This is a genomic window from Eubacteriales bacterium mix99 (assembly GCA_038396605.1).
Taxonomy (GTDB): Bacteria; Bacillota; Clostridia; order Caldicoprobacterales; family DTU083; genus UBA4874.
The window spans coordinates 2,681,615-2,706,387 of the sequence record CP121690.1 but is presented as its reverse complement, the minus strand read 5'-3'; the positions used below and the strand labels follow the sequence as shown (position 1 = coordinate 2,706,387).

Genomic DNA, 24,773 nt, shown 5'->3' with positions numbered 1-24,773 from the left:
AATTTTATTTTGGGAGGGTGCCTCATGAAATTGAAGGTAAAAAAAATTAGGACTTTACTGGTTCTTGCTCTGATGCTCAGTATGATCCTGACGGGCTGTGGATCTTCCGGCGGACAATCCAGGGCTAACAATAATTCAAGAAACAGTTCTTCAGAGACTATCCCGGAAGCAACAAAAAAATCAAATGAAACCGATAAAGACTTGAAGGCGGCCAAAAAAATCGTCGTATTCCAGTCAAAGGTGGAAATAACGGATCAACTGGAAGCTATGGCAAAGGATTACGAGTCAGAGACGGGTGTTCAGGCCGAGGTATGGGGGACAACAGGTGATGATTATCTGCAGCAGCTGAAGATAAAACTGGGCAATAAACAGGGACCTACTGTGTTTTCTCTTGCTCCGGGAGCAGAATCAGAAGAATTAAAAGCGTATTTGACGGATTTGAGTGATTTATCCTTTATTGAGAAAATTACAGAAAACATGGCAGATGAAAAAGACGGTAAGGTAGTAGGTATTCCCTACACAATGGAAGGTTTCGGTATGGTTTATAACAAATCTCTTGTGGACGCTTCCAAAGTTACAGATTACAATACGTTTGTGGAAATGCTACAGGAACAAAAGAAGGCTGGAATCAATGGCTTTAGTTTATCCCAGGAAAGTTATTTTTTGATAGGACATATCCTGAATACTCCTTTTGCTTTACAGAAAGATCCTAAAGCATATATCGATGAACTGGTCGCAGGAAAAGTCCGGATGAAGGATACTCCTGAGTTTGTGGAATTTGCTGAATTCATGGAGGCGATACGGGAATATACCAGGAATCCTCTGGAAGTGAATTACGATCAGGAAACCGGTGACTTTGCGACCGGAAAGGCTGCATCCATTCATCAGGGGAACTGGTGCTATAACATGTTCAAGGATTATAATCCGGATTTTGAGATGGGTATTATGCCACTTCCAATAGCCGGAAATGATAAGATTGCGGTCAGCGTGCCCACTTGTTGGTATGTGAATTCACAGGCATCTCCGGAAGAAATACAAGCGGGAAAAGATCTTTTAAATTGGCTGTATACAAGTAAAACAGGTGAGAAATATCTGATGGAGGAATTCGGATTTATTCCTGTGGTAACCGGTATGGAAAATCCGCATCTGGACCCTCTGTCTCAGTCCGTATCCGACTATGCTGATTCCGGGGAAATTCTTTCCTGGCCTATGAATCACTGGCCTGCCGGTATTGTTGACGTATATCTGGTACCAGCAACACAGAAGTTTTTTACTACGAAAATGACAGGGGAAGAGTTCCTTGAGGCACTGACCGATGCGTTTGTGCAGGCAGGTAAATAGATAATTTCAGAAAACACACTGGAGTTTAAAAAATTGTACAGAAATTCAGCATTTTGTATGATGGATAAATCAATGCTGAATTTCTGCGGCTTTTCCCGCTTTATGGATGAATGTACCTTGCCAAAACGAATTGTAATAAGCCTGAAGAGGAAACATGCTATAGGAGGTGAAAAGTGGCAACTCCTTCCCGTTTGCGCTTGCAGAAGTTGGAGTCTTCCTGCCACAATAAAAATGAAAAGGAAAAGCGACAAGGCATGGTATGCCTTGTTTGTACTGCCTTTGGTATTTGTATTTACAACAGTGGTTATCATACCCTTTCTGATTGGCATCGGCTATTCTTTTATATCCTGGGATGGGATGCCATTAAATGAAAAAACATTTGTGGGCTTTGAAAATTTTATGAACCTGTTTTCTGATAAGAGATTTATGGAATCCGCCCGACATACATTGACTTTTTCCTTGATCTCGGTACTCCTTATTAATGTGATCGGCCTTGCTTTTGCCTTGTCGGTCACGGGAAAGCTCAGGGTGAAAAATGCGGCGAGATCCATGCTGTTTACTCCCTATCTGATTGGTGGATTAATTCTCGGATATATATGGAAGTTCATTTTCACCGATGTCTTTCAGTCCATTGGCAATCTGACCGGTTTGAATCACTTTTTCTTCAGCTGGCTGCTTCACCCGAAATATGCCCTTGCAGCCATGATTGTTGTAGCGACCTGGCAAATGGCCGGATATATTATGATCATCTATATAAACGGAATTCAATCCTTGCCGGAGGATGTGATTGAAGCTGCAAAAGTAGACGGAGCAGGTTATTGGCAGGCATTGTTTCATATCAAGTTTCCCTTGCTGATGCCTTCCTTCACTATTTGTCTGTTTATGACGCTGTCGAATTGCTTTAAAATATTTGATATTAACTTTTCCCTGACTGGCGGCGGGCCCAACAATGCAACAGAGATGATGGCGATGAATATCTATAATGAGATTTTTTCTCTCAATCATTTTGGTTATGGGCAGGCGAAAGCTATTGTGTTCTTTATCTCAGTTGCCATTATTACCTTGATGCAAGTCTCCTTTACCAAGAAAAGAGAGGTGGAGATGTAAATGAAAAAAGCTATTGGAATGATCGGCGAAATACTTGCCATTGCTTTTTGCTGTATCTGGCTTTTTCCACTTTATATCGTTATCGTGAATTCATTTAAAAACCGTCAGCAGCTTTATGAAAATATGTTGGCGCCTGCACGGAGTTTTTCTTTTGAATACTTTGCAACTGCCATGAGAAAGATGAACCTGTCAGTAGCCTTTGGCAATTCATTGATGGTTACTGTGATTTCTATTGGAATCATAATTATTTTGGCATCAATGACCGCCTGGATGTTGGTCAGGAACAACAACAGATTGAGTAAAACCATGTTTATCATATTTGTCGCTACGATGATCATACCATTTCAGACCATTATGATGCCATTAATGCAAGTGATGGGTTGGATAAGGGATACACTGCATTTGCCAATGTTGAATTCGTTGGGCGGTCTCATTTATATGAATGTAGGATTTGGTGCCAGTATGGCAGTTTTCCTATATCATGGATTCATAAAATCCGTTCCGGTTTCCCTGGAGGAGGCGGCTACTATTGACGGTTGTAATAAATTTAAGGTGTTTTGGCTGATCGTGTTCCCAATTCTAAAGCCTACCACAGTAACAATTGCAATCCTGGATGTGATATGGATTTGGAATGATTATCTACTGCCGTCTTTGGTACTTTCCAATAAAGGACTGCGCACGATTCCATTGTCAACGGCTTCCTTCTTTGGTCAGTTTACCATTGAATGGAACCTGGCAATGGCTGGTTTACTGTTAACGATAATCCCGGTAATCTTGTTCTACCTGGCTGCACAGAAGTACATTATAAAGGGTGTCGCCGCAGGTGCTATAAAATTGTGATGAAAGGAACAGGCGCCTGTTTTTTTATGACAGACGCCCGTTTCAGCATTTTGGTGATATGCTTTTCGCCTTCCTTACAAAAGATTCCTATTTGAGAAGGAGATCCTTCTTTTCAAGAATCGCTTTAGCAGCGGAACAAGCCGGACAATCACAATATTTCGCTCCGGCAGACCGTATCTCCTTTGCGTGATCTGCCATATTCCTGGCGGTGTCCGCTCCAAAGACCTAACTGTATCTTCCAATACTTTTTGATCCACGATTGAGATTCCTTTCTTGGAACCGGGTGGAAAGGAATTTCTGGATGCGATTTTAAATGGTAAGTATTCGGCGCATGGGGAATTCTCATATCTTACTATTCGACACAAAAGCCCATTTTAATACATTAAAATACAATATATATAAAATATATACAGTAAAGAAAAACAATACATAACTAGGAATATATGTTGACTTATAAATTTACTGATGCTAATATATATAACAATATATGCATAAATAAAACAGCAATCCCTATATCCGCAGAAATCTGCAATAAAGGATAATCGCCAAATAAGAGGGGGAGGGGGACGCATCAACAACTGGCGGATGTCTTTTAAATAAAAATAGGAGTGATAGAAAGATGGTTCTCAAAAGAAAGGCACGAAAAGCAATTGCAGTCGGATTGTTTCTGCTGATGCTGATCAGTTCCTTCCCCGCTTTTGCGGCAGGCAGTGTCCGGTCTGCGCCGTTGTCCACAGCGAAGGACCAGCTCCGTAAGGAATCTGCCAAAAAGATGGATCGGAACTGGGTGGATTCCCTTCCGGATGGGGAGTATGGAGAGGCGATTGTTTATTTGAAAAGTCAGACAAACGGGGAAGAGGCGGCCAGGGAAGCCAGGACCAAACTCTCTTCGGCACTGACTCCGAATAAAGCGAAAACCGAAGTAAGAAAAGCAGTCATCAATGCGCTGAAGGATAATGCGGAAGATACGCAGCGCAATCTGGTGAAGTATCTGTCACAGCAGAAAGGCAAAGGAAAAGTAAAGGAGTATAAAGCGTACTATATTGTCAATGTGGTTTATGTAAAGGCAGCGAAGGATGTCCTGGAAGATATTTCGTATTTCAGTGAAGTGGAAAAGATATACGAAAATAAAATCGTCAAGCTGGACAAGCCTGAGATCAACAAATCCAAAATTCAGGCAAATGCAAACGGGGTAGAATGGAATATAGAAAGAATCAAGGCGGATGCGGCATGGGATCTTGGAGTGGATGGAACAGGAGTTGTAGTGGGTACCATCGATTCCGGTGCGACATGGCAGCATCCGGCTCTTCAGGGGAAAATGGAGGGGATATCTTCCGGATGATCCCGGCAGTCCGAATCCGGACGGGAACTGGTTTGACGCGGTTAACGGATCTGCTCTGCCCAATGACGATGCAAGCAGTCCTCATGGGACCCATGTTTTGGGGACCATCCTTGGCCAGGAGCCGGATGGGAGCAATAAGGTGGGAGCAGCGCCGGGAGCAAAGTGGATCGCTGCAAAGGCTTTCTCGCCAATCGGCGGTTATGACGATGATATTTTGGAAGCGGCAGAATGGATGATGGCGCCAGGCGGGGACCCCGAAGCGGCGCCGGATATTATCAACAATTCCTGGGGCGGCGGACCGGGCATGGACGAATGGTTCCGCTCTGTTGTTGTAAACTGGAGAGCCGCCGGAATCCTGCCGGTCTTTTCAGCCGGGAATGAAGAACCGGGAAAGCAGGCACCTCCGGCTTCCGTGAGTTCGCCGGCAAACTATCCGGAAAGCTTTGCCGCAGGAGCTTTGGACAACAACAATAAAAAGGCAGATTTTTCACAAAGAGGGCCGGGGCCTTATGACAATCTGAAACCGGAAGTTTCTGCTCCCGGGGTGAATATCCGTTCCTCCGTACCGGGAGGGTATGAAAGTGGATGGAGCGGAACAAGCATGTCCGCACCGGCAGTTACGGGAACAGCAGCATTGGTCTTGTCCGCCAACCATTCCCTTTCCGTGGAAGACGTGGAAGACCTGTTGAAGGATACGGCAACTCCTCTGGAAGATGCCAACGATTCCGGCCATCCGAACAACGGATATGGTTATGGCCTGGTCGATGCATTTGAAGCAGTATCCAGTGTGGCAGGCGGGGCCGGAACAATAGAAGGAAAGGTATTGGCGGAAGGGCAGGATCTGGAGAATCCCGTTATCGTCCATGAGCAGGAGGTATTTGATGCTTATTTGGGTTCTGATATCGAAATCCAGGCAGAAATTTCCGACGATGTTTCGATTGTGGATACGGAGCTGCTGGTAAAGGGAACCGAAAAATTCTATTGGATCACATTACCGATGACGAGAACAGCAGGAGATCATAAGTCGGGAACCTATACCGGTACGGTTCCTGCTGATGTCATCGAACAGCCCGGGTTTACCTATAAAATCAAGGCAAGGGATTATGACGGCAATGTGGTGGCTACGGAAGGATATCAGGTAAAAGTGAAATTCGGTGTCGTCCCGGATCAGTATGAGACGGATTTTGAAGTTTATCCGACAGGATGGGTGATGGATGGAGACTGGCAATGGGGAGAACCTGCGGAAAGCGTGGGACCGGCCCCGCTGAGCGGAACGAAGCTGATCGGCACCAATCTTGGCGGAAATTATTCCAACAGCGGAGACAGTGTTTTGCTGTCGGTACCACTGGATTTGAGAAATCCTGATTTGACCTTTGCACAATTTCGGGTGAGTCAGTGGTACGACATGGAAAATAATTTTGACAAAGGATTTGTCTATGTAACAAATGACTACGGTGAGACGTGGACCCAGGCAGGGCCAGTCTATACCGGCACCCAGACCGAATGGAAGGAAATCCTGATTGATCTGAATCCCTATATCGGATCAAAGGACCCAGTATTCCTGGCATTTCGGATGACTACGGATGCCAGCGATCAAAGAGCAGGTTGGTATCTGGACGATGCGAAACTGATCGCGACGGACAACATATCGCCCGCCACACCGGCAAACGTGAACGGCAAATTCCGCCTGAACGGGGTAACCCTGAACTGGGATGCGGTATTGGATGCCGATGTTCAGAACTATCGGGTTTACCGCTCCGATGCGGAAGCCGGCGATTATGACCTGTTGGGAGAAACAGACGGCACCTCCTATGGGGATCGGGATGTTGCTCCGGAAACGGCTTATTATTACAAAGTCTCGGCCTGCGACTTTGCGGGGAACGAAAGCGAATTGTCATCTTCGTTGGCAGTAGAAGTGCCGGCCTTTGGAGACCATATCTTCCTGGCCGATTTTAAGGAGGATAACGGAGACTTCACGACAGGCGGCGAGAATAACACCTGGGAATGGGGCGTTCCCACATCCGGTCCGGAAGCCGGATTTTATGGGGAAAAAGTCTGGGCCACCGGCCTTTCCGGCAATTATGTCGGCAACAGCAATTGCTGGATAAAGTCTCCGGAAATCCAACTGCCGGAAGAAAACTGCTTTTTAGCCATTGGGCAGTGGTATGAACTGGAGAATCGATATGATAAGGGTTACATCCAGATCGCCCAACAGGATGGAGAGAACTGGTCGGAGTGGGCAGACATCGCCCCCGGGGACTACCTGACAGGAGACGGAAAGGCATGGGCAGACCTGGAAATTCCGTTGGATTCCTCTTATGCAGGGAAAACAGTGAAAGTCCGGTTCCTGCTGACCAGTGACAGCTCCGTATCCAAAGCCGGCTGGTATCTCGATTATGTTCTGATTGATGCATCGGGAGAGGCGGGAAAGGCAGCCAAAACAGACAAACCAAAAGGAAAGATCAGGGCCGGACTGAATGCGGATTCAATTTCTGCGAAAAAAGAATCCGAAGTGAAGCCATTCCAGCTTGATCTGAAGGCAATGCAAAAGACAAAAGCAGACAAATATAAAACCATACCGGATCAGAAGGTATCCTCCCCTTCTTCCGTAACAGCGGGATTGCCTGTGGACGCTTCCGTGACGGTCCTGGAGACGGGAAGAAGCGTAAAAACGAATCCGGCAGACGGAAGATTTCAGATGAAACATGCCGCCGGCAAGGGAAATGAGAGCTGGACCCTGAAGGCGGAGGCTTATGGATTTTATCCGGCGGAAACAAAGATTCATTTAAACGAAAACCAGACGGTTAAAACAAACTTTGTCCTGGAGGCAATTCCGAAAGGAACCATAACCGGAAGGGTTGTGGACCGATATTCCGGCGATCCCGCAGCAAATGCGACCGTACGGGTGCTGGAGGATCCCAGAGTACCGGTTGCCACTGCGGATGAAAACGGAGAGTTTACCATCCCGGATATTTATGAAGGGGAATATACGCTCAAGGCGGTGGCAGATGGTTTTGAACCCGGAGAGATTCATGTTGCCGTGGTGGGGAAGGAAACCGTCGAAACGGAAATACCTCTGAAGCGGTTTATAGGCTATGAAGAAGAAATCGCGTATGATGACGGAACAGGGGAAAACGCACTGGTATTGAATGCAGCCGGAAACGGACTGGCCATTCGGGTTACCCCGGCACAATTTGGCCTGGTAAAGGGAGCCAATATTTTCTTCTGGGGAAATGACTGGCCGACTCCGGGCGGTTCAAAGATCGGTATCACCCTGTACGATTCGGATGCGGACGGAAACCCCGTTAAGCTGGATGTCCAACCGAAGATCGTGGATGTTGTACGGGGCGAATGGAATAATATCGATTTGTCGGAATTTGGATTTTCAACGGACCGGGATTTCTTCATTGCGACCTGTCAGACGGATGTGGGGACTCTCTCTCCGGGGACGGGTATCGATGAATCCAGCCCATACGCGGAAAGATCCTATCTGTATTCCGGTGACACCTTTACCCCCATCAAAGAGGAAGATGTAACCGGAGGTCTGATGATACGGGCAAGAATGGAATACTCGGTTGGAACTCCTGAAATCAGCAACCTTGAGGATACCAGCTATACCAATGAGGATTCCGTTGTGGTGGAAGGAACCGTAACAGCAGACAGCAAGGTAAACATCTATGGCAATGGGGCCCGGATCGGAGAAGTGAATTCCGAAGGAAAGAAGTTTCATAAAGAAGTTGTCCTGCCGGAAGACGAAACATTGATCACGGCAACCGCCGAATTAAGCGGAAAGGAAACAGAGCCCTCTGCCGGCAAGACCGTCATAAAGGATAAGATCGCTCCGGAGCTTATGGTTATCAGCCCAAAAGATGGCCTGGTTACAAAGGATAGAGTGGTCGATGTTACCGGAACGGTTTCGGATGACCATTTCGGAAAACTGGAAATAAATGACGAGGCCGTTGAAGTTACGAATGGAGCCTTTCATGCGGAAAAAATCGTTCAGCAAGGCGAAAATCTGTTTCATATCCGGGCGTATGATCTGGCAGGAAATCAGACGGAATCCACGGTCCGTGTTGTTGTGAAAAAGGATGCGCCGGTGATAACCGATCTGGAGCCTTCAGAAGATATGTATCTGCCTGGAGGAGGGGAATTGACGGTAAGCTTTCACAGTGAGCCGGGCGGACAGGGAAGATTTCGTATTTTGATTCCCGGCAGTGCTGCCACGCAGTCAAATCGTTCGCTTGCCATGGAAGAAGTGGAAGCCGGGTACTATGTCGGAAAATGGACCGCACCGGATGCCCGCATTAGCGGTCTGGTCGTGGAAGCAGAGTTTATGGACGTGGCCGGAAATACCGTAACCGCTGAGGCAGCAGGAAAGATACAGGTTGGTGTGGACGAAAATGCGATACGGGATCTGAAGCCTTCTGAGGATGTTACCCTGAAGGGAGGAGAACAGCTTACCGTGAGCTTCCGCAGCGGGAAAGGCGGTTCCGCATCTTTTCGGATGGTATTCCCGGGACTCAGCGCGTTGAAACCTGCCGCATCCAACATGAGAGAAGTCACTCCGGGGTATTATGAAGGAGCATGGACAGCCCCGCAGAATACAAAAGCCAATGGGCTGATGGTTGAAGTGACTTATACCGATGCGGATGGAAAGAAGGCAACCGCCACAGCGCCGGGCAGGATCCATGTGGTGGAATCCGGCAAGGAAAAGCTGAATCCGCTCAAGCCCAAAAAACCTGGAAAGTGATAAAAAGCCAACGCAATTTCAAAAAAATATAACAATCCAATGAAATAACCTAATGATACAGATACATGTCATCCCGTCCCTGCAGTTCACAGAGGCGGGATTTTTTTCAGGCGTTTCTAATTTTCGGATCCCTCAAACTGGCTGTTGTACATATTGGCGTAAAAGCCGTTTTTCCTGAGGAGTTCCTCATGTTTTCCCTGCTCAATGATGCGTCCGTGATTCATGACCAGGATCACATCCGCTTCCCGGATGGTGGACAGTCGGTGGGCAACAATGAAACTGGTCCGATCGTGCATCATATAGGCAAAGGCAGACTGAATTTTCATTTCCGTCCGTGTATCGATGCTGCTTGTCGCTTCATCGAGAATCAGCATGGGAGGAAGGCAGAGCAGGACTCTGGCGATACAAAGCAATTGTTTCTGTCCCTGACTGATGCTGGCACCATCTTCTGAAATCACGGTATCATATCTGTCCGGAAGCCGTTGAATGAAGCTGTGGGCATAGGCTGTTTTGGCTGCCTCCACAATTTCCTCCTCCGTCGCATCCGGTTTTCCGTAGGCTATATTTTCTTTTATGGTTCCGGTTTTCAGCCAGGTATCCTGCAGAACCATACCATAGCTGTTTCGCAGGGAAGCTCTCGTAACCTCCTGGATATTCTTTCCGGAAACGATGATGCGGCCGGTATCCACATCATAAAAACGCATCAGAAGATTGATCAGGGTCGTTTTCCCGCTTCCTGTCGGACCGACAATGGCAATGCGCTGCCCTGGCTGTACGTCCAGAGTGAAGTCCCGGATCAGTTCCTGATCGGGTTGGTAGCGGAAGGAGACATTTTCTGCCGTGACATGGCCGTCACTTTTCAGCGCTGCTGCATGCCGGACTTCCGGAATCTGGTCTTTTTCATCAAGGAATTCGAAAACACGGGCTGCGCAGGCAAGCGCATTTTGCAGTTCGGTGACCACCCCGGATATCTCATTGAATGGTTTGGTATACTGATTGGCATAGTTCAGGAAGATGCTCAGCTGTCCGATGGATAAACCTCCGTGGATTGCAGACAGCGCGCCAATCAATCCAACCCCGGCGTAAACGATATTATTGACAAAACGGGTGGCGGGATTGGTGATACTACTGTAAAATACGGACTTCAAAGTAACCTTCTGCAGCTTCTTATTGATGTTGTCAAAGCTTTTCTGACTTCTGTCTTCATAGCCAAAGGCCTGCACCACCTTCTGGCCTTCCACCATTTCATTGATCAATGCAGTCTGCTTTCCCCTCATCCGACTCTGACCCTGAAAATACCGATGGCTGTGTTTGGCAATGAATGCTGCGACAATCAGACTGAGCGGAGTTAAAAGTATCACAACAAGCGTAATGGTTACCTGGATGGACAGCATAAAACCGATGATCCCCAGGATGGTAAGGACTCCTGTGAACAATTGCGTAAACAACATCAGGATGCCATCGGAAAATGTTTCGATGTCTGCAATCATGCGGCTCAGCAAATCCCCGGTGGAATGGGAGTCCAGATAGGAAAGCGGCAGCGACTGGATTTTTGCCATCACCTGGTTTCTCAGGTCCCGGGACAGGCAGTATGTAATATGATTGTTGCAAATGCTGAGGATCCATTGGGAGACGGCGGATACGAAAGCGGTAACAGCAATCTGTAACAGAATGGGAACGATCGCATCAAAATCGACATGATCCGGTCCCAGCATGAAATCAATTGTCCGGCCAGTGAGAATAGGGATATAAAGCTGGGTAGCAACGCTCCCCATCGCAAAAAGGATGCTGAGAATCACAAATCCATTGTAGGGAGAGAGCAAATTGCGGATTTGTTTCAATGGACTCAAGGTATTTTCACTGTCCTCTGCATTTCTGCTCTTTCCGGCTTTTCTTTTATCTTTTATGGGTCTTAACGGCATTCCTGCTTCCCGCCTTTTTTGTATTGACTTTCGTATATTTCCTGGTAAACCCTGCAGGACCGCAGCAACTTCTCATGGGTCCCGATGCCCGCCAGGGAACCATCTTCCAGGACCAGAATCTGATCGGCATACCGGACACTGGAAGCCCTCTGACTCACGATAAAAGTGGTCATTTCCACAGGCAGATTGCGAAGGGCCCTGCGTAAAGCGGCATCGGTCGTATAATCCAGTGCACTGGTGCTGTCGTCAAGAATGAGAATTTTCGGATTTTTCACAAGGGCACGGGCTATGGTGAGACGCTGCTTTTGTCCTCCGGATAAGTTGCGCCCGCCCTGTTCCACAGGTTCGTCCAGTCCTTTGCTTTTTTCCCTGACAAATTCCTCCGCCTGTGCCACATGCAGTGCCTGCCACAGCTCCTCCTCTGTTGCATTTTCCTTTCCCCACAGGAGATTGGATCGGATGGTTCCCTGAAACAGTATGGACTTCTGCAGGGCAATGCCTGTCAGCCGGCGCAATTCTTCTTTTGAATAGTTTCTTACGGATCTGCCAAAGAGCAGGACATCCCCGGATGTCGCGTCATAAAATCTGGGAATCAGATGCACCAGACTGGATTTCCCGCTTCCTGTCCCGCCAATGATGCCGATTGTTTGTCCGCTCTTTGCGCAGAAGCTGATATCCTTCAGACTTTTTCCGGCTGCCAGAGGATAGGTGAGGGATACCTGTTCAAAGCGTACCGCGTTATTCCATCTTTCCTTATCCGTTGGTATACTTTTCTGATCTGACGCATCTGCAGCGCTATTTTTTTGATTTGCCGCATTTGCCGGATGGGCAGTATCCTTTGCTTTTCGCTCCATATGTCCGGACTTTCCCGCAACAGCAAATTCCATGCCGGGCTTTGTATGCAGCACAGAAGAAACCCTTCCTGCACAGGCAGCTGCTTTTGTCATCTGAATAATCAGATCGGCCAGTTTTATGAGTTCAATGAGAATCTGCCCCATATAACTGACCAGGGCGATGACATCTCCCTGCCTGAGGTCGCCGATGCCCACATGAACGGCGCCGGTGTGCAGTACGGCAAGAATCGCCAGGTTAATGATCACATAGGTGATGGGATTCATGAATCCGGAAATGCGGCCGACCTTCTTTTGCAGGGCGGTCAGGATGGAATTTGCCGTTTCAAAGCGGTTAACTTCACTTTGCTCTTTGGTAAAGGCTCGTATGACCCGGACTCCCGTCAGATTTTCCCGTGTGATTCCCAGGACCTGATCCAGCTGTTCCTGGACTTTTTTATAAAGGGGTATGGTAACCAGCATGATGCCAAAAACGGCAACCGCCAGCAGGGGAATGGCCACGACGAATATCATGGCAGCGTCCCGGTTGATCCGGAATGCCATGACCAGGCTGCCAAACACGATAAACGGGCTGCGCAGGAACAGGCGCAGAAAGAGGTTGAGACCGTTCTGCATCTGATTGACGTCGCTGGTCATGCGGGTAATCAGCGTATTTGTGCCAAGACAATCCATTTCCGAAAATCCAAGGGTCTGTATGTGATGAAAAAGAGAGTGGCGTAAGGCAGCGGCATATCCAACTGCAGCTTTGGAAGCAAAATATTGTGCGGTAATGCTACTGATCAGCCCTACGATTCCCAGTAGGACCAATACGGCGCATCGCCGCAGAATAAAATCGGTATCCTGATTGGAAATGCCGATATTGATGATGGAGGCCATGACAAACGGCACCAGCAAATCAAAGAAAGCCTCCAGCATCTTGAACAAAGGCGCCAATATGCTTTCCTTTGCATAACCTTTGAAGTATGACAGCATCTGATGTAACAAAAAAATCCCCCTTTGGAATGTTCCTTCCTTTCATTGATTCCTGTAATCAATGATTCCTGCAATCAATGAGAAATCATTCTTTCCTATCAACTCAACATTTTACGATAAGTCAAGGAATATACAAAGGATAGGGAAGCATTTATTCTGATTTTTTCAGCAAACCTTTTTTCTCCAAGAATTCATGAGCGACAATATTGGCCTTTTTGCCTTCCACATCCACTTCGTAGTTCATCTCTGCCATTTCTTTTGTGGTGATGGCATGCTCCAATTTCTTAAGGACCGGACGAACTTCCGGATATCTGCTGTATAAATCTTTTCTTGTCAGATTGATGGCTTCGTAAGGCGGGAAGAAACCAAGATCGTCTTTCAGCGGCACCAGTTTTACCTTTACCGTCATGGCGTCGGTGGAATAGGCATCGGTTACATCGACTTTGTCAGAATTGATTGCCTGATAACGGATGTTTCCCTCCAGGCCCAGAACATCCTTGAAACGGATTCCAAATTGTTTTTCCATTTTCGGCAGACAGTCTTCCCGTTGGGAAAAGGCAGTGGTACAGCCAAAACGCAGCTGAGGCGCCTGTTCGACCAAATCCGACAGCTTCTCCAGATGATAGGTTTCCGCTGACTTCGGACTGGCACTGATGACATATTCGTTGCTGAATCCCAACGGCTTCGAGACCAGGACATTGTATTTGCTTTTCATCTGTGTTGTTACGTCCTGATATACCTTTTTCGTGTCCGTTTCCAGCGGCAGCTTCAACAGTATCGTGGAAGCAATGCCCGTATAATCCGTAAACATATCAATGTCTCCGCGCTTCAATGCAGCAAAAGCCAGGGGAGAGCCGTTCAGATTGAACCGTTCTTCGACTTTGATACCCGTGTCCGTTTCAATCAGATCCTTATATAAATATCCGAGAATGATGGCTTCCGTAAAATTTTCACTGCCGACGACAATGGTACGATTCTCTTGCTGTACCACAGCAGAAACCCCGGAATAAATGGGGATCACCAGCAAAAGGGCGCATAGTCCGAAAGCGACAATCTTCTTTGTCAGAATTTTTTTTGGTGTCTGCAGAACAATCTGATCGGAAGGCTTTAATCCTTCCGGCGTAACAACTTCTTCCATTTTGGACAGGATGTAATCTACCAGCAGGGCCAGGAGGGAAGCGGGGATCGCACCCAGCAGCACCAGATTGGGATCGTTGGCATTCAGTCCCAGGTTGATGAACCAGCCCAGTCCGCCTGCTCCGGCAAAAGCAGCAATGGTGACCGTACCAACGGCGGTAACGGCAGAAATCCGGATGCCGGCCATAATAAAGGGAGCCGCCATGGGAAGCTGAACCTGGAACAACCGCTGCATGGGAGAAAGTCCGATGCCGTTTGCCACCTCCACTTTTTCGGGATCGATTTCCGTAATCCCGGTATAGGTGTTTTTAATGATCGGAAGCAGGGAATACAGGACAACCATAATAATCGCCGGCTTCTGGCCGATTCCCACAAAGGGGACCATAAAGGCAAGCAATGCGATGCTGGGTATGGATTGAAGAAGATTGGCAATTCCGATGACAATGGCAGCCAGAGGCTTGTTCTTTGTAATAATCAGTGCAAGGGGAATTCCAATGGCCAGGGAAATCAAAACGGCTATGGTAGTCATATTCAGATGGTCGATAAAGAGGTTCAGCAATTCTTCCTTTCGTTCCAGAAACATTGAAAAAAAAGCATTCATATGATTCCACTCCTTGAATTTGAGACACTTGTTGTTTCATACTGTTTACTGAGAGAAGACAAGAGGATGCTTTTGGTAAGATATCCCACCAACTGTTTTTTATGATTGATTACAGGAATTATGCCCGAGATATTATAGTCAATCGTGTTGACGATTTTTTTCAGGGTAGTATCCTCGTATACCGAAACAAAATCGGTGGAGATAAAATCCTTCAGGGAAGAAGTATATTGCTTGAAATTCTGAAGGTCGCTCAGCCATACGATTCCTGCAATCTCGTGTTTATCGGTGACCAGCAGGCTGTCCACGGCATAATGGTTCATGACCTGCAGGGCCTGCAACACCGTACGGTCCCCTGAAATACGGCAGGGATCCGTTTTCATGATATCCCGTGCTTCAATGAACTCCGGATTGCTCCACAACCGGCGGGGACCGACAAAATCTGCCACCTCACTGTTGGCGGGATGCTTCAGTATATTTTCCGGGGTGTCACATTGGGCAATATGCCCGTTCTGAATAATACAGATGCGGTCCGCCAGCAGGATGGCTTCATCCATGTCATGCGTGACAAACAGGATGGTTTTGTTGAGCTTTTTCTGCAGCCGAACGATCTCATCCTGCAGCTCCGCACGTACAACGGGGTCCAGTGCGGAAAAAGGCTCATCCATCAGAATAATGCCGGGATCCGCTGCAAAGGCACGTGCGACTCCAACCCTGTGCTGCTGTCCGCCGGACAACTGGCTGGGATATAAATTCCGGTAATCCGGATCCAGATCCACCATCTCCAACAATTCATTAATACGTGCTTCCTGCTTTTTTTTCGGCACGTTCAGTACCTTCAATATAATGCTGATGTTCTCGGCGACCGTCATATGGGGAAATAAGCCGCCGTCCTGTACCACATAGCCGATTTTCCGCCGCATTTTTGTATCGTTCATTTTGGTGACGGAAACGTCGTCCAGAAGAATGTCTCCCTGATCAATGGTATTGAGCTTATTGATCATTTTCAGCAATGTTGTCTTTCCGCAGCCGCTGGCACCGATCAATACCATAAACTCACCGGTCCGGACTGTCAGGCTGATATTCTGCAATACGGACTTATTTTTGTAGGACTTATATACATTCTCAAACTGAATCAAGATCAAACAACTCCTCTTTGCTTCCGCAATTATTTGTTACGATATTTTCAGGAATCCGTACAGTTCTTCCTTATATAAGCTACCCATATAAGCTACACCTTATTATTTAAGAAATCAAGCAGTTTCCCCCATTTTTATCACAAAAATATATCTGAATTCCCATGTTGGCCGGGAGGAATCGTTGACAGAATATTCCCCCCATGCCATAATACAAGGGAAGGCATACGGATCTTTGAGCCGTGCTATGCATTTTTATCAATAATATGCAAAACTGTACAACAGATACACTATGAATCTATCAATGAGGAGTGTGGATTTCCATGGAGTTACGAAAAGATTTTACCTATTCCCTTGTAGTACCGACGAGTATGGGAGTTCGGATTACCCCTGCCGGGGGACAGCCGGTGCACTGCAGCGACACGTTTACCATGCAGGCGACCAGTGCCGAGACCAATGTGGCCAGCATTTCGTCTTATCTGGGGCTTCCCGTAAAGGTCCTGACGACTTTTGTAAAGGATAGTCCCATTGCTGCGTTCATCAAAAACAATCTTGCAGGCAGACATATGTCCTACGAAGGAATCGATGTTCCGCAGGGCGGGCCATGGGGTTACCGGCATCAGTTCAATATTGCGGACAGCGGCTTTGGATCCCGCGGCCCCAGGGTTCACAACGATCGTGCCGGGGAAGTCGGACTGACGCTGAACAGCAAGGACTTTGACCTGGATCGTCTTTTTGGTCAGGAAGGAGTTCAAATTCTGCATTTGTCCGGTTTGATTGCTGCTCTGTCCCATGAAACCAGTATTTTCTGTCTGGATCTTGCCAAAGCAGCCAAGAAGTATGGCACGCGGATTTCTTTTGATCTCAACTACCGTGCTTCTTTCTGGAAGGACAGGGAAAAGGAGCTGAGGGATATCTTTATGGAGATTGCCGGTCTTTCCGATATTCTGGTAGGCAACGAGGAAGACTTTCAGCTGTGTTTCGGAATGAAAGGACCGGAAGCAGGCGGCAGGAACGTTGCGGCAGAGACAGACAGCTTCAGGGCTATGATTGGCAGCGTCCGGAAGATGTTCCCCAACGCTTCGGTATTTGCCACCACACTGCGTCAGGTGATCAGCACCAACTATCATATGTGGGGTGCCATCATGCTGGAAGGGGAGAACTGGCATGCAGCGGAACCCCGCAAGATTACCGTACTGGACCGGATCGGCGGGGGAGACGCTTTTGTCGGCGGTCTGCTGTATGGAATCCTGAAGGGCTGGGAGCCGGAAAAATGGCTTCAGTTCGGTTGGGCCACCGGTGCCATGGCCACCACCTTCCTGACGGATTATGCACAGCCTGCGGATGAGGAGCAGGTCTGGAGCATTTGGGAAGGAAATGCGAGAGTAAAGAGGTAAAAGCAGGCAGAACGACGGAGCAAAGAGCAGGGATCAAAACAGCACCTCCCGATGATGGGGAAGGTGCTGTTTTGCTTTTCTCCCAAAATGTCATTATATATAGGTCTATCTTGTGGAAGCCCTGACAGGGTGGCATTCGGGAGCCGTTTGTATTTTTGACCTCCGGGGAACCGGATAGCAGTATCTTTCGCCTTTGTAGTTCTCAAGCAGGACCTCGCGGTCATCCTTGCGGAGAACATAGTTATAATTGATGGGAATTTTTCCGCCGCCGTGGGGGGCATCAATTACATATTTCGGTACGGCAAAGCCGGAAATATAGCCGGTGAGCTGATGCATGATGTTGATTCCGGTATCCACATCGGTCCGGAAGTGGGAGATACCCCTGGACAGGTCACACTGATACAGATAATAGGGGCGCACCCGCATATGGACCAGTTTCAGCAGGAGATCCTTCATTACCTCCGCGTTGTCATTGATTCCCCGCAGCAGTACACTCTGGTTACCAAGGGGGATGCCGGCATCTACTATGGCAGTGCACGCCCGTTCCGCATCCGGGGTGATTTCCCGGGGATGATTGAAATGCGTGTTGATCCAGATCGGCTGATATTTTTTCAGCATGGCAAGGAGTTCTTCGGTGATCCGCATGGGCAGAACCACAGGAACCCGCGTGCCGATGCGGATAATATCCACATGAGGGATCGCACGAAGTCCGGCAATAATGGATTCCAGCTTTTTTGTATTCATTGTCAGAGGATCGCCTCCGGAGATCAGGACATCCCGGATTTCCTCATGAGACCGGATGTAGTCCAAAGCCATTTCCAATTCGCTCTCTGTGATCATTCCGTCTTCCTCCCCGACAACTCTGCGGCGGGTGCAATGGCGGCAATACATGGAACAGACATAGGTTGCCAGGAGCAGCACGCGGTCCGGATAGCGGTGAACAATATTGGGAACCGGGCTGCTTTCCACTTCATTCAGGGGATCGTCCAGGTCATCGCTGCAGTAAAACGTTTCCTGAATCGATGGGACACTCTGCATACGGATGGGATCGTTTCTGTCCTCCGGATGTATCAAAGATGCATAGTAGGGGGTGATCGCCATTCGGAACTGTTTCAGGCATGTGGTGATATCTGTTTTTTCCTGTTCGGACAAGTTAAGTACTTCCGACAGCATTTCAGTATTTGTAATCCTGTGGGCAAGCTGCCATTTCCAATTATTCCAGGATTGTACCGGAATGGAATCCTTCCAACTGGTCATGCAATCTCACCCCGTCTCTTGGTTTCCTGTCTTTTCAGAGCAGCTTCCAGGATTCCGTTGATCAGATCAGAATAGGAGACACCGCAGAATTCGGCAAGCATTGGGTAGTCACTGTAACCGGGAGCCAGTCCGGGAAGGGGATTAACCTCAATGAAATGGATTCTCCCGTCGGGCGACATCCGGAAATCCACCCGGGCAAGATCCATACAGCCAAGGACATCGTAGACTTTCCTTGCCATCCCCGTCATTTCCTTTTCCTGGCCTTTTGTCAGATCGGCAGGGCATTGGTATTCCAGATATTCCGTAAAGCTTTGTTTCAGTTTATAATTATAGACATGATAGTTTTCCTGGGTGGGTTTCCGGTATCGGATCTCCATAGGCGGGAACACTCTGGCGTCCCGGCCGTTTCCAAGGATTCCAACCGTAAACTCCCGTCCATCGATGTACTCTTCAGCCAGCATATCCTGTTGGTAAAGGTGGATATTTCTGCCTGCCAGCTCCTGAAGTTCCTTTTTATTTTTTACGATACTGACATCCGAGATTCCTTTGCTGGATCCTTCTGCATTGGGCTTGATGATGACCGGATAATGAAGGGAACCGGTGGAAAGCGATGTTTTGGCGGATAAAACGATACTTTTGGGTGTCCGAACCTTGTAGGAGGATACGATCCGCTTTGTCAGCGCCTTGTCCAGTGCAATGCACAACGTCGTTTCGTCCGATCCGGTAAACGGTATTCCAAAAAAATGAAGCATAGCCGGAACCTGCGCCTCGCGGCCTCTTCCATACAGGCCTTCGGCAATATTGAAAGCAATATCCATTTGCTCATGACGCAGTTTTTCCGGCAATGCTTCATCTGCCTCCAGCAATACCGTTCTGTGACCCTTTTCTTCCAGAGCGGACCGGATCGCATATACCGTATCGATTCTGTCATATTCCGCTTCAGCATCCGGGGTATCCCTCTTCAATCCCTTTTTCAGGTTGTACACGATACCCACTGTTAGGGTACGTCTGGGGAGGGGAACTTCGGAATCCATTTGTTCCATGTTCAATTACCAACCTTTCCTGAAAGATAAGTATTTTGTTCAGCTTAAGTATAGCCAAAAAGAAGAGAATGTCAATATATTTTTGTACGTTGAAAGGTTTCTTTTTATGATGTAGAATATACCTGTCCTGCAATTGATTTTTAAAAAGAGAAAAGAAGTAATGTAGGAAATACTGTTACTGGAGGAAAAGAATATGCCAATCATTGAGTTGCTGAAAGCAGTACTCCTGGGAATTGTGGAAGGAATTACGGAGTGGCTGCCGATCAGCAGTACCGGACATATGATTTTACTGGACGAATTCATTCAATTAAAGACATCCCCTGCATTTAAGGAGATGTTTCTGGTTGTCATCCAGTTGGGAGCCATATTGGCTGTCGTTTTGCTTTATTTCAACAAGCTGAATCCTTTTTCCCGGAGGAAAACCAGTCGTCAGAAGAAGGATACCCTGGCAATCTGGGGCAAGGTAATCGTCGGTGTTTTACCGGCAGCGGTTCTCGGCGTTCTTTTCGATGACTGGCTGGATGAACACCTGTATAACTACATAACGGTTGCCGTTACCCTGATTCTATACGGTATTTTGTTTATCCTTGTGGAAAACCGGAATAAAACCCGGAGACCAACGATGCAGTCCTTTCACAATTTGTCGTATCAGACTGCTTTTCAAATCGGGCTGTTTCAGGTTCTGTCCCTGATCCCGGGAACATCCCGGTCCGGAGCAACCATTCTCGGCGGAATTCTGCTTGGCACTTCCCGTCCATTGGCAGCGGAATATTCCTTCTTTCTCTCCATTCCCGTTATGTTTGGAGCCAGTGCCCTGAAGCTGGTCAAATTCGGACTCCATTTTACCGGCATGGAAGCTGCCCTTCTGATTACCGGCATGATCGTTGCCTTTGTCGTTTCCATTGCAGCCATTAAGTTTCTGCTGAGTTATATCAAGAACAATGATTTCAAGGCTTTTGGATGGTATCGGATTGTGCTGGGGATTCTGGTGATCGGTTACTTTCTCCTGTTCCGCTGAACGGCGCAGGACACTGGTGGGGAGAGAATAATCCCCCCGCAAGAAGGCCGGTGCAAAGACCTTTGATCAGCGGGGAAAGAGGAGGATCAAAAGAAAACCCGCACCTGAAATCTGGTCTGGCAGCGAGGACATCTTACCGTGTTTTTTCCCCGTTTGCGGGGAAGGCGAAGCACCGCTTTGCAATGAGGGCATTTGCGGAAACGATGGGTCCGGATTTCACGTATCCTGCGGAAAAACAGAGAAAACTCCGATTGGATGGGGTTCCAGAATTTCAGGAATATCTCATTTTCCCTTTGTCTTTTGTAAATGTTGCGTGAAAAGGTCCGGAAGATCAGCCAGACCAGAATTGCCCACATCAGGACATCAACAATCCAGGAACGGGTGAACATATTGATGACCAATACTACAAAATAAAGTACAAACAAAGCAATATACAGCTGATCTGCACCATATCTTCCGTACATGAAACGCGATAATTTGTCAGTAAATTTTCCCAATTTTATAGCTCCTTATCCTCATGATTAGCATGGCCCGATATAAATGGGACAACACATTCTTGCCAGGCAAAGCCCGCAACATATCTGGTTGATGGTGCCTTCCGGCATGCCAAACCCCCGGCTTTGCTGCTGATAAACCCTTCCGCCATGCTCGATTTGATTCAGAAGTCTCCGGTATTCCCTGTTGTCCGGATCCATCCGGACAGCGGTTCTTGCATGATCAAGGGCTGTGATGCGATTGCCTGTACCGGAATTTGCAAGCGCACTATAATAATACCATTCCGCAGTCCTGTCTGACATTCCTGCCAGTACATTCAATGCTTCCTCATAATAACCCGCGTTCAGATAACTGATGACCGGATCAAATGCAGATTGCTGTCTGCGCTGCCTGTTTCTGTTATAGGATCCGCCTTCCCCAAACGGACCGAATCCGCCAAACGGACCGAATCCGCCGAACGGATCAAATCCTCCAAATGGGTCGAACCCGCCGAATGGATCCTGCTGGCTTCCGGAAGGATTGGATCCGTTGTTGCCATATGAGCTCTGTCCTCCATAGCTGCTGTTGCCGGATTTTTTCATTTCCTTGATTTGTTCGTAGGCAGCATTGACCTCACTCATTTTTTGGGCAGCTTCCTTGTCCCCCTGATTTAAATCCGGATGGTACTTTTTTGCCAATTTACGATAGGCTTTTGTAATTTCTTCATCCGAAGCATTTGGCGAAACACCAAGCACCTTGTAAGGATCGGATATCATGTTTTCAATCTCTCATTTCTCTTCTTGTTTTTGAATACCAGTCTTGTCCACACTCCGGAATAAAGGATATTTTCAATTAGATTTTGATCCCGGTCCAGGGGAAGACTTTTGTATCGTTCCGTACAGTCTGCCATCATCAGATTGAGAACGGACGAAAAATCCTCTGAAGAATGCATTGTCATGGGATTATAGCGTTCTTTCCGGATATCGGATTCCAGATCCAGACAGGCATCCATAATATAAATAAACCTGCCGAGAGATTTTCCGAATGCCCGTAGTTTTTCAGAGAATTCATCCTGCTTCGGGACAAATACTTCTCCCATTATATCACCAAAACAATTTGCAGGGAGATCCGGATTGATTTCTCCGGAAATTTCCATGTCGGAAAGTTTCCTGAGGTTTTCCTGGATCACTGCGGATTTATCCGGATACCGGGATACCGTCTTTTGAAATTCCTGTTCCAGCAGTCCGGACTCCAGCAGGGACAATACTTTCTTATCGTCCTTCCAGTCATCGAGAAGATCGTAATAGGATAAAACGATGTTCATATCGGCTGCATAGGCTGCCACATCGTTTTGCCAATATTCATGCGGCTTCAGGGGATGTATCATGCATCTTTCGGTTTTCACGGTGGTCTTCGGCTCATACAGGGAGGACAAAAACAGAACCAGAAAGGTCATATCATAATTCAGGGTCATGCGGCTGATCAAACCATGCCGATCTCCCAATGCCTTGCACAAACCACAGTAACAACCGCGATATCGTTTTTTTTCCTCCGGAGTCAGTTTGTCAATATTGGCAACAATATAGCCGAACACGTTATCACCCACTCCATCATTTTTCTATATTGTTCCCATCCTGGCTCAGGGATCACTTTTCTTTCGTATCATGGGGGACTTTCTGCTCCATGGTCTCCAGAACGGAGGACAACTCCTGACAGGCAGCCAGGACCTGCGAATTATCCTTGCTCTTCATTGACTTTTGGGTACGCTTCACAGCATCTTTCAGCTGCGCCCGGTCATTTTTATCCAACTTTTTCATAATGGCAGACGCCCTGTAGATCAATTGCTCTGCTTCATTCAGGGCGTTGACTTCTTCTTTGTGCCTTGTATCTTCGGCGGCGTATTCCTGAGCATCGCGTACTGCCTGATCAATCTCCGCCTGGCTCAGGTTGGAAGAAGCGGTAATGGTAATATCCTGTGCCTTTCCGGTTCCCAGGTCCCTGGCAGATACATTTACAATCCCATTGGCATCAATGCTGAAGGTTACTTCAATCTGAGGCACCCCTCTTGGAGCACGACGGATTCCCTTCAGCTTGAACCGGCCCAGGGTCTTGTTATATTTTGCCATTTCCCTTTCGCCCTGCAAAACGTGGATGTCCACGGAGGTTTGAAAGTTGGCGGCAGTGGTGAAGACCTGACTTTTTTTGATCGGAAGAGTGGTGTTGCGGTCAATGATTTTTGTATAGACCCCGCCAAGTGTTTCAATCCCCAGGGAAAGTGGCGTGATGTCCAGAAGCAGCAGGCTCTTTACATCTCCTGCCAGAACACCGGCCTGCAATGCGGCACCCATTGCAACGCACTCATCCGGATTGATTCCCTTGAACGGCTCCTTCCCCGTGAAATTCCGCACTGCCTTCTGAACAGCGGGAATCCGGCTGGATCCGCCTACCAGCAGAACCTTGCTGACAGCATCCCTGGAAAGGCCCGAATCCTCCATGGCCTGACGGACCGGATTCATGGTCGCATCAACGAGATGGGAAGTTAATTCGTCAAACTTTGCCCGGGTCAGCGTCATGTTCATATGGAGCGGCTCCTTCCCCCTGGCAACGAGGAAGGGAAGGTTGATTGTTGTGGATGTCACGCCGCTTAATTCAATCTTGGCCTTTTCTGCCGCTTCCCGGACACGCTGCAGTGCGGTGGGATCCTTGGAAAGATTGAAACGGTGTTCCCTTTTGAACTCGTTGATCAGATAATCCACTATGCAATTGTCAAAATCATCTCCTCCCAGTTGGTTGTTTCCTGCTGTGGCGAGTACCTCAATTACCCCATTATTGATGTCCAGAATGGAGACATCGAAAGTTCCTCCGCCCAGGTCATAGACCATGACTTTCTGAGACGTTTCCTTGTCCACGCCATATGCCAGTGCGGCTGCCGTAGGCTCATTGATGATACGTTGCACGTTCAGACCTGCAATCTTTCCGGCATCCTTGGTGGCCTGCCGCTGTGCATCCGTAAAATAAGCAGGAACGGTAATGACGGCATCTGTTACTTTCTCGCCCAGATAACTTTCCGCATCGATTTTCAGCTTCTGCAGGATCATCGCGGAGATTTCCTGCGGGGAATATTTTTTGCCATCTATTGCAACATGGTAATCACTGCCCATTTTACGCTTGATTGAGCTGATGGTCCGTTCATGATTGATCACTGCCTGGCGTTTTGCAAGCTGTCCAACCAGTCGTTCGCCGGTTTTGGAAAATGCAACAACGGATGGAGTGGTACGCTCTCCTTCTGCATTTGGAAGGATAATGGATTCATTGCCCTCCATGGTTGCCACACAGGAATTTGTGGTACCCAGATCGATACCAATTAATTTTGCCATTTTGTATTCTCCTTGTTGGTTCTTTCGTTTCTATTCGTTAGTTTTCCTGTTTTTGTATATCATATGAGCCATATTATACTTTGCTATTGTGAACTGTATGTTAACGAAGTCCCGGAGATACGGCTGGGAAGCGGGATTCTTCATGAATTTTCTGTGAATAAAAGGTGAATAAAACATGAATGAAAATCCAAAATTCTGATATTTTTTCGTT

17 protein-coding genes and 1 pseudogene are annotated in these 24,773 nt (G+C 47.6%); 7 read left to right on the top strand and 11 right to left on the bottom strand.

The window, feature by feature from the left end; genetic code table 11:
• Positions 1-24 precede the first annotated feature (24 nt).
• The 3 genes from QBE55_12100 to QBE55_12090 all read left to right on the top strand — a co-directional run bounded on the left by QBE55_12100 (position 25) and on the right by QBE55_12090 (position 3,288).
• Positions 25-1,341, top strand: a complete 1,317-nt coding sequence (locus QBE55_12100; protein ID WZL78248.1) for an ABC transporter substrate-binding protein — start codon at positions 25-27, stop codon at positions 1,339-1,341.
• A 231-nt stretch (positions 1,342-1,572) separates the two neighbouring features.
• Positions 1,573-2,448 (top strand): sugar ABC transporter permease, encoded by an 876-nt coding sequence (locus QBE55_12095; protein ID WZL78247.1) that lies wholly within the window; start codon positions 1,573-1,575, stop codon positions 2,446-2,448.
• Entirely contained in the window at positions 2,449-3,288 is an 840-nt protein-coding gene (locus QBE55_12090) for a carbohydrate ABC transporter permease (GenBank protein WZL78246.1), read from the top strand.
• An 87-nt stretch (positions 3,289-3,375) separates the two neighbouring features.
• Here QBE55_12090 and QBE55_12085 read toward each other — a convergent pair.
• Positions 3,376-3,513: pseudogene (locus QBE55_12085) on the bottom strand (molecular chaperone Hsp90).
• Between the two features lie 394 nt (positions 3,514-3,907).
• Between QBE55_12085 and QBE55_12080 the strand changes: the two are divergent.
• Both QBE55_12080 and QBE55_12075 read left to right on the top strand, forming a co-directional pair.
• Complete coding sequence (locus tag QBE55_12080) at positions 3,908-4,630, top strand: protease inhibitor I9 family protein (GenBank protein WZL78245.1); 723 nt, start codon at positions 3,908-3,910, stop codon at positions 4,628-4,630.
• Entirely contained in the window at positions 4,572-9,380 is a 4,809-nt protein-coding gene (locus QBE55_12075) for a S8 family serine peptidase (GenBank protein ID WZL78244.1), read from the top strand. Before QBE55_12080 ends, QBE55_12075 begins: the two co-directional genes overlap by 59 nt.
• 116 nt (positions 9,381-9,496) lie before the next feature.
• Here QBE55_12075 and QBE55_12070 read toward each other — a convergent pair whose 3' ends face one another.
• The 4 genes from QBE55_12070 to QBE55_12055 form a co-directional block, all read right to left on the bottom strand.
• Positions 9,497-11,302, bottom strand: coding sequence for an ABC transporter ATP-binding protein (locus QBE55_12070; GenBank protein ID WZL78243.1), 1,806 nt, complete (start codon positions 11,300-11,302; stop codon positions 9,497-9,499).
• Positions 11,293-13,125: an ABC transporter ATP-binding protein gene (locus tag QBE55_12065; GenBank protein ID WZL79938.1), complete on the bottom strand. Its 1,833-nt coding sequence runs from the start codon at positions 13,123-13,125 to the stop codon at positions 11,293-11,295. Before QBE55_12065 ends, QBE55_12070 begins: the two co-directional genes overlap by 10 nt.
• Positions 13,126-13,276: 151 nt before the next feature.
• The gene (locus QBE55_12060) at positions 13,277-14,863 is read right to left on the bottom strand and encodes an ABC transporter permease/substrate-binding protein (GenBank protein ID WZL78242.1); all 1,587 of its coding nucleotides are present in this window, start codon (positions 14,861-14,863) and stop codon (positions 13,277-13,279) included.
• Complete coding sequence (locus tag QBE55_12055; GenBank protein WZL78241.1) at positions 14,860-15,999, bottom strand: ABC transporter ATP-binding protein; 1,140 nt, start codon at positions 15,997-15,999, stop codon at positions 14,860-14,862. The genes QBE55_12060 and QBE55_12055 overlap by 4 nt, the downstream gene beginning before the upstream one ends.
• A 320-nt stretch (positions 16,000-16,319) precedes the next feature.
• On the opposite strand from QBE55_12055, the gene QBE55_12050 reads away from it, so the two are divergent.
• Complete coding sequence (locus tag QBE55_12050) at positions 16,320-17,393, top strand: sugar kinase (GenBank protein ID WZL78240.1); 1,074 nt, start codon at positions 16,320-16,322, stop codon at positions 17,391-17,393.
• A gap of 105 nt (positions 17,394-17,498) precedes the next feature.
• Here the strand turns inward: QBE55_12050 and QBE55_12045 are convergent, their stop codons facing one another.
• Together QBE55_12045 and QBE55_12040 are read right to left on the bottom strand one after the other, a co-directional pair.
• Positions 17,499-18,650 (bottom strand): KamA family radical SAM protein, encoded by a 1,152-nt coding sequence (locus QBE55_12045; protein WZL78239.1) that lies wholly within the window; start codon positions 18,648-18,650, stop codon positions 17,499-17,501.
• Positions 18,647-19,693 carry an ATP-grasp domain-containing protein gene (locus QBE55_12040; GenBank protein ID WZL79937.1) on the bottom strand — a complete coding sequence of 349 codons (1,047 nt, stop codon included), beginning with the start codon at positions 19,691-19,693 and terminating at the stop codon, positions 18,647-18,649. The genes QBE55_12045 and QBE55_12040 overlap by 4 nt, the downstream gene beginning before the upstream one ends.
• 193 nt (positions 19,694-19,886) lie before the next feature.
• Between QBE55_12040 and QBE55_12035 the strand changes: the two genes are divergently transcribed.
• The gene (locus tag QBE55_12035; protein WZL78238.1) at positions 19,887-20,711 is read left to right on the top strand and encodes an undecaprenyl-diphosphate phosphatase; all 825 of its coding nucleotides are present in this window, start codon (positions 19,887-19,889) and stop codon (positions 20,709-20,711) included.
• Between the two features lie 86 nt (positions 20,712-20,797).
• Here the strand turns inward: QBE55_12035 and QBE55_12030 are convergent, their stop codons facing one another.
• Genes QBE55_12030 through dnaK form a run of 4 tightly spaced genes read right to left on the bottom strand, consistent with a single transcriptional unit; the run spans position 20,798 to position 24,562 of the window.
• Positions 20,798-21,208: a hypothetical protein gene (locus QBE55_12030; protein WZL78237.1), complete on the bottom strand. Its 411-nt coding sequence runs from the start codon at positions 21,206-21,208 to the stop codon at positions 20,798-20,800.
• A 24-nt stretch (positions 21,209-21,232) separates the two neighbouring features.
• A complete protein-coding gene (locus QBE55_12025) occupies positions 21,233-21,961 on the bottom strand; it encodes a J domain-containing protein (protein WZL78236.1) in 729 nt (242 codons plus the stop codon).
• The gene (locus QBE55_12020; protein WZL78235.1) at positions 21,958-22,791 is read right to left on the bottom strand and encodes a DUF5685 family protein; all 834 of its coding nucleotides are present in this window, start codon (positions 22,789-22,791) and stop codon (positions 21,958-21,960) included. Before QBE55_12020 ends, QBE55_12025 begins: the two co-directional genes overlap by 4 nt.
• 40 nt (positions 22,792-22,831) lie before the next feature.
• Positions 22,832-24,562, bottom strand: a complete 1,731-nt coding sequence (gene dnaK, locus QBE55_12015) for a molecular chaperone DnaK (protein WZL78234.1) — start codon at positions 24,560-24,562, stop codon at positions 22,832-22,834.
• Positions 24,563-24,773 lie beyond the last annotated feature (211 nt).

Excerpts from the sequence above, each read along its gene's own strand:
- QBE55_12040 (WZL79937.1), bottom strand. The coding sequence starts at position 19,693 with ATGGAACAAATGGATTCCGAAGTTCCCCTCCCCAGACGTACCCTAACA.
- QBE55_12050 (WZL78240.1), top strand. The coding sequence starts at position 16,320 with ATGGAGTTACGAAAAGATTTTACCTATTCCCTTGTAGTACCGACGAGT.
- QBE55_12065 (WZL79938.1), bottom strand. The coding sequence starts at position 13,125 with ATGCTGTCATACTTCAAAGGTTATGCAAAGGAAAGCATATTGGCGCCT.
- QBE55_12070 (WZL78243.1), bottom strand. The coding sequence starts at position 11,302 with ATGCCGTTAAGACCCATAAAAGATAAAAGAAAAGCCGGAAAGAGCAGA.
- QBE55_12060 (WZL78242.1), bottom strand. The coding sequence starts at position 14,863 with ATGAATGCTTTTTTTTCAATGTTTCTGGAACGAAAGGAAGAATTGCTG.
- QBE55_12095 (WZL78247.1), top strand. The coding sequence starts at position 1,573 with ATGAAAAGGAAAAGCGACAAGGCATGGTATGCCTTGTTTGTACTGCCT.
- dnaK (WZL78234.1), bottom strand. The coding sequence starts at position 24,562 with ATGGCAAAATTAATTGGTATCGATCTGGGTACCACAAATTCCTGTGTG.
- QBE55_12090 (WZL78246.1), top strand. The coding sequence starts at position 2,449 with ATGAAAAAAGCTATTGGAATGATCGGCGAAATACTTGCCATTGCTTTT.
- QBE55_12080 (WZL78245.1), top strand. The coding sequence starts at position 3,908 with ATGGTTCTCAAAAGAAAGGCACGAAAAGCAATTGCAGTCGGATTGTTT.
- QBE55_12025 (WZL78236.1), bottom strand. The coding sequence starts at position 21,961 with ATGATATCCGATCCTTACAAGGTGCTTGGTGTTTCGCCAAATGCTTCG.
- QBE55_12045 (WZL78239.1), bottom strand. The coding sequence starts at position 18,650 with ATGACCAGTTGGAAGGATTCCATTCCGGTACAATCCTGGAATAATTGG.
- QBE55_12100 (WZL78248.1), top strand. The coding sequence starts at position 25 with ATGAAATTGAAGGTAAAAAAAATTAGGACTTTACTGGTTCTTGCTCTG.
- QBE55_12035 (WZL78238.1), top strand. The coding sequence starts at position 19,887 with ATGCCAATCATTGAGTTGCTGAAAGCAGTACTCCTGGGAATTGTGGAA.